General features: G+C 63.0%; 6 protein-coding genes. 4 read left to right on the forward strand and 2 right to left on the reverse strand.

Annotated features, from left to right (window positions below):
• A partial coding sequence (locus JOZ76_RS38455) for a PilZ domain-containing protein (RefSeq protein WP_366938659.1) occupies positions 1 to 179 on the reverse strand: 179 nt, incomplete at its 3' end.
• 156 nt (positions 180 to 335) lie between these two features.
• Positions 336 to 1,004: a TetR/AcrR family transcriptional regulator gene (locus tag JOZ76_RS33465; protein WP_291705659.1), complete on the reverse strand. Its 669-nt coding sequence runs from the start codon at positions 1,002 to 1,004 to the stop codon at positions 336 to 338.
• 234 nt (positions 1,005 to 1,238) lie between these two features.
• Here JOZ76_RS33465 and JOZ76_RS33470 point away from each other — a divergent pair, with 234 nt between their 5' ends.
• The 4 genes from JOZ76_RS33470 to JOZ76_RS33485 all read left to right on the forward strand — a co-directional run.
• Positions 1,239 to 1,781, forward strand: a complete 543-nt coding sequence (locus tag JOZ76_RS33470) for an OsmC family protein (RefSeq protein ID WP_291705660.1) — start codon at positions 1,239 to 1,241, stop codon at positions 1,779 to 1,781.
• 33 nt (positions 1,782 to 1,814) lie between these two features.
• Positions 1,815 to 2,939 carry an acyl-CoA dehydrogenase family protein gene (locus JOZ76_RS33475; protein ID WP_291705661.1) on the forward strand — a complete coding sequence of 375 codons (1,125 nt, stop codon included), beginning with the start codon at positions 1,815 to 1,817 and terminating at the stop codon, positions 2,937 to 2,939.
• Positions 2,940 to 2,996: 57 nt separating this feature from the next.
• Positions 2,997 to 3,875, forward strand: a complete 879-nt coding sequence (locus JOZ76_RS33480) for a sulfurtransferase (protein WP_291705662.1) — start codon at positions 2,997 to 2,999, stop codon at positions 3,873 to 3,875.
• Positions 3,876 to 3,977: 102 nt separating this feature from the next.
• Positions 3,978 to 4,645, forward strand: a 668-nt coding sequence (locus tag JOZ76_RS33485; protein WP_291705663.1) for an ABC transporter substrate-binding protein, incomplete at its 3' end; no start/stop codon positions are given.

The following is a 4,645-nucleotide window of genomic DNA, read 5'->3' on the forward strand; positions in this document are numbered from 1 at the left end:
TCCGGCGAGAAGATGATGTTGAACTGCTGCGGAATCTCGATCAGCTCGGCGACCACCTTGACGCCTCCGGCTGAGATATCGGTGATCGTGCAGTCGCGCGGCAGCGAACCAGCCCCCGACTGGATCTTCGCTATCCTTCTGCACGAACGCCGCTCGGTTTTACGGCGATTGACGAACATGGAGACCTTCACCCCTGACTCGATGACTGTCTTCAAGTACCGGAGAAACGTTGGCATCCGCCTAGCGGGATGTCTCGCAATTTGTCCGTTGCTTTCGGTCTTTGTTTACCGGGTTTGCGACGGCGCACCGGACGTCCGTCTCGCTGGTCCTGCGGACTAGCCCGCTGCGCCGGCGAGTTGCTCGGGCGCGTGATTCGTCCGCTTCGGCTTCATCCTGAACGGGCTGAGCAGGGCGGCGGCCGTCAGCGCCGCCGTGTCGGCGACCGCGGGATCACCCGACACCATGGCGGCCACGATCGCACCGTCCATCAACAGCGCGAGTTGATGCGCGAGCGTCTGCGGCCTGGCCGCGCCCATTTCCGCGGCGAGCTTCTCGATGTGGGCGAGCACGATCTTCTTGTGCCGCATCGCGATGCTGCGGAACTGCCTCTGGTGCTTGTCGTGCTCGCCGACCGCGTTGATGAAGGGGCAGCCGTAGAAGCGCTCTTCGGCGAACCAGCGCTTCAGCGCAGGGAAGATCCGCGACAGTTTTGTCTGCGCATCACCGCCGCCGTCTTCGAGCGAGGCGATGAACCATTCGCGCCATTGCCGCCCTTCGCTCTCCAGCACGGCATGCACCAGATTGGTTTTCGAGCCGAACAGTTTGTAGAGCGTGGTCTTGGCCGTGCCCGCTTCCTCAATGATCGCTTCGATGCCGGTCGCGTTGATGCCGTTCTTGCAGAACAGATACGTCGCTGCGCCGAGCAGGCGGCCGCGTGCCGACTCGTCATCGCCGCCACCGGCGTGAGGCGCGACCGATCTCTTCTTCGCTGATGATTTGGCCATGCGCTTCAACTTAAGCGAACCGCGCCGTCATCATCAAGTCGCATCTTCGCAGCGTCCAAAATAATCGCAAGTGCAGCACCGATTGCATCGGCTTTGTGCACCGCGCGACTGATCAATTCGCGGGCAGGGGGCTAACGCCATCAAAGGTTTCAAGTTTTGAGAATCGCGGTCGCTGGCATGCTTCATGCAGGAAACAGACCGTTCGGTATCCTAGCTCTTGAGGGAGAGAAACTGATGACCGTTGTCGCCCAGAAGACCGCTTTGACGGGCTGTCTTGCCCCGATCGACAGAGGAGGGCTCGAGCAGCTGATCGCCAATGGCAAGGCCAACCCCAAGGTCATCAAGACCTTGAAGTGCAAGACGGTGGCCGAGGGAAAATTCCGTCACGCCAACTACATACGCAACCTGCCGCCCTACATCGTCGACGAGCCGCCGGGGCTTTTGGGCGACGATACCGCACCGAACCCGTCGGAGGCTTCGCTCGCCGCGCTCGGCTCCTGCCTCGCAGTCGGCCTGCACGCCAACGCCGTGCATCGCGGCTGGACCGTCAACAAGCTCGAGCTCGAGCTGGAGGGTGATCTCAACATCACGGCGGTGTGGGGCACCGGTGACGTGAGCGAGAAGCCGGTCGGCTTCACCGACGTGCGCGTCAAGGTGGACATGGAATGCGAGGGTATCCCGCCGGAGGAGATCAGCGCGCTGGTGGCGCATGTGAAGAAATGGTCGCCGGTCGCCAACACGTTCACACGGCCCGTCAATCTCGAGGTCGGCATCTGAGCCGAACGGAAAACGCGAGCCGCGGAGGGCGTCATGGGTTCATGGGCTGCATCGCATCGGATCGTTGACGACACTGTCAGCCGCCCCGTGATGTCCCTTGTGGACGAGGTCGCGTTGATCGCGCGGAACGAGCTGGCTCCGCTGGCTGCTGCAATCGACGCCGGCAGCATCTATCCCGCCGAGGTTCTGCGCAAACTCGGCAGGGTCGGGGCCTGGGGCAGTCACATGCCGCAGGAGGGCCCGGCCGATTTGCGCTGCGCCATCCAGTCGATGGCGGCGATCGGCGAAGTCTGCGGCGCCACTGCCTTCATGGCGTGGTGCCAGAACACGCTGGTCTGGTACGCGGCCAATTCCACCAACCTCAAGCTCGCGTCGCGCTTCGGCAACGGCTTTTCGAGCGGACGGCTGCTCGGCGGCACCGGCCTGTCGAACCCGATGAAGAGCTTTTTCGGGATCGAGAAATTGAAACTGAAAGGCCGCAGGGTCGATGGCGGCTATGTCGTGCGCGGCGCGCTACCCTGGGTGTCGAATCTCGGCCAGGATCATTTCTTCGGCACCATCTTCGAGCGCGAGGACGAGCCCTGCAACATCGTGATGTTTCTGGCCGACTGCTCCGATCCCGCGATCACGCTGCAGCCCTGCAAGCCCTTTCTGGCCATGGACGGCACCGGCACCTACGGCGTGCAGTTTCGTGACGTCTTCGTGCCGGACGAACTGATCCTGGCCGATCCCGCCGGTCCCTTCGTCAAGAAGATCCGCGCCGGCTTCATCCTGCTGCAGGCCGGCATGGCGCTCGGCCTGATCAAGGATTGCATCGACATCATGGAGGAGGTCGATGGCTCGCTCGGCCACGTCAACCGCTACCTGCCGCAGCAGCCGCTGCAGTTCAGGGAGTTGCATGCCGAGTTGGAGAAGGAGGCCATGGCGCTGGCGCGCGATCCCTACAATACCGACGACAGTTTTTGGCGCCGAGTGATCGCGCTTCGCCTGCGCGCCGGCGATGCGAGCGTCGCGGCCGCGCATGCGGCGATGCTTCATTGCGGCGCGCGCGGCTACCTGAAAGGCCATCGTGCGCAGCGCCGGCTGCGCGAAGCCTATTTCGTTGCCATCGTCACGCCGGCCACCAAGCAGCTGCGAAAAATGCTGGCGGACGGTTGAATTGTCTTAGGGGATTTTGATCCGCCTGAAACCACCCCCAAACAGGAGAGGCCTGCCATGACGGACGTTCTGATATCTGCCGGCGAACTTGCTGAACTCATCAAAACCGAGCCGTGTGTCATCGTCGACACCCGCAATCCGGACGCCTATGGCGCGGGCCACATCCCCGCTGCCGTCAACGTGCACGACATCTTCACCTATCTCGCGACCTCGACGCCCGAAGGCATGGCCGAGCTGAAAACCAAGTTTGCCGACGCTTTTGGTGCGGCCGGACTTTCGGGCCAGGAAACCGCAATCGTCTACGAGCAGTCGATGAATTCCGGTTTCGGGCAGTCGTGCCGCGGCTATTACCTGCTGACCATGCTGGGCTATCCCAAGGTCAAGGTGCTGCATGGCGGCTTCGACGCCTGGGCTGCTGCGGGCCTACCTGTGACGAAGGACCTGCCGTCGCCGGTAAAGGCCGCCTTTAGCGTGGTGCCGGAAGCCGGCGACATCCTGATCGATGCCAAGACGATGCTGTCAGCCGTCGGCAAGCCCGGGATCGCGATTTTGGACGTGCGCGACGTCGACGAGTGGATCGGCGAAAGCTCGTCGCCTTACGGAAAGGATTTCTGTCCGCGCAAGGGCCGCATCCCCGGCGCCGTGTGGCTCGAATGGTACCGCATGATGAAGCCGACTGCTGAAGGCCCGCGCTTCAAGTCGAAGGACGAAATCCTAGCGGAATGCGCGACCGTCGGCATCACGCAGACCACGCCGGTCTATCTCTACTGCTTCAAGGGCGCGCGTGCGTCGAACACGTTCCTGGCGCTGAAGAACGCCGGCGTGAAGGACGTGCGGATGTATTTCGGCTCCTGGAACGAATGGTCGCGCGATCCAGCGCTGCCGATCGAGGAGGGGTTACCCACGGCGGCCACCGAGACGAGCAAGGCGGCATAGAACCTGCATGTTCATCGCTGCCTGGCGCGGCCTGCGCCGGGCCGCGAGTTGATGCTGCGGAGTCGCGGTCGTCCGCGTCCCGTTGCGACAAAGGGGCGCACCATGTCCACGTTTGACGATCCGTTCGATCCCGATCGCGCGCTGTCGCGGTCGGGTTGCGTCTGCGGCCAGCATCGGAGTGCCGCAGAACATCAGCAGGCGTTGGCGTTGCGCTGCGAGGAGACGACCAGCGAGGAGAAACGCTACGAGGGGGTTGTGGCCTCGGCCGTCATGCGCGCCGTGTTTCCGCAGGATGCGGCTCGTCGGGCATTCCTGAAGTCGGTCGGCGCATCGACCGCACTCGCGGCACTGTCGCAGTTCTTCCCGCTGAAAACCGCGACCGAAGCCTTCGCCGAGGCCAGTCCCGAGAAGAAGGACCTCAAGGTCGGCTTCATCCCGATCACGTGCGCGACCCCGATCATCATGGCCGCGCCGCTGGGTTTCTACGCCAAGAACGGCCTCAACGTCGAGGTGGTCAAGACGGCCGGCTGGGCGGTGATCCGCGACAAGACCATCAACAAGGAATATGACGCCTCCCACATGCTGGCGCCGATGCCGATCGCGATCTCGCTCGGCCTTGGTGCGCAGCCGATCCCGTTCGCGGTGCCGGCGATCGAGAACATCAACGGTCAGGGGATCACGCTCGCGCTCAAGCACAAGAACAGGCGTGACCCGAAGGATTGGAAAGGCATGAAGTTCGCCATTCCGTTCGACTATTCGATGCACAATTA

It is taken from the genome of Bradyrhizobium sp., from assembly GCF_019244115.1.
In the GTDB taxonomy this organism is placed as follows: Bacteria; Pseudomonadota; Alphaproteobacteria; order Rhizobiales; family Xanthobacteraceae; genus Bradyrhizobium.